The organism is Caballeronia sordidicola (assembly GCF_001544455.2).
Lineage (GTDB): Bacteria > Pseudomonadota > Gammaproteobacteria > Burkholderiales > Burkholderiaceae > Caballeronia > Caballeronia sordidicola.
Genome location: NZ_FCOC02000066.1, coordinates 1 through 803 on the forward strand (window position 1 = coordinate 1; position 803 = coordinate 803).

The 803-nt window shown below is 61.6% G+C and carries 1 protein-coding gene; it reads left to right on the forward strand.

What is annotated here, in order from left to right; all coding sequences use genetic code 11:
• The coding region (prpD, locus tag AWB64_RS30600) for a 2-methylcitrate dehydratase (RefSeq protein WP_063493309.1) at positions 1–803 on the forward strand (803 nt) is incomplete at both ends.

The following is an 803-nucleotide window of genomic DNA, read 5'->3' on the forward strand; positions in this document are numbered from 1 at the left end:
ATTTCAAACGTCCGGCCCGAGCCGGATCGCGTACTGGTCGACATAGTCGACTACGTTCTCGACTATCCGATCGACAGCACGCTCGCGCTCGATACCGCGCGCAACTGCCTGATCGACACCCTCGGTTGCGGACTCGAAGCCCTTACCTACCCCGCCTGCACCAAGCTGATGGGACCCATCGTGCCCGGCACGATTGTCCCCAACGGCGCCAAGGTGCCGGGCACCTCATTTCAGCTCGACCCGGTTCAGGCCGCCTTCAACATTGGCGCAATGATCCGCTGGCTCGACTTCAACGACACCTGGCTTGCCGCCGAATGGGGCCATCCGTCGGATAACCTCGGCGGCATTCTGGCGACCGCCGACTGGTTGTCGCGCAACGCTGTCGCCACCGGCAAGAAGCCGCTGACAATGAAAGACGTCCTGATTGCGATGGTCAAGGCGCACGAAATTCAGGGCTGCATCGCGCTGGAAAACTCGTTCAACAAGGTCGGGCTCGATCACGTTTTGCTGGTCAAGCTCGCATCGACGGCGGTGGTCGGGCACATGCTCGGCCTCACGCGCGACGAACTCATCAACGCGGTGTCGCTGGCTTTTGTCGATGGTCACTCGCTGCGCACCTATCGTCATGCGCCGAATACGGGCTCGCGCAAATCGTGGGCCGCGGGCGATGCGACCTCGCGCGCCGTGCGTCTTGCGTTGATCGCGAAGACCGGCGAGATGGGGTATCCGTCGGTTCTGAGCGCTAAAACGTGGGGCTTTTACGATGTCCTCTTCAAGGGCAACGAGTTCAAGTTCCAGCGTCC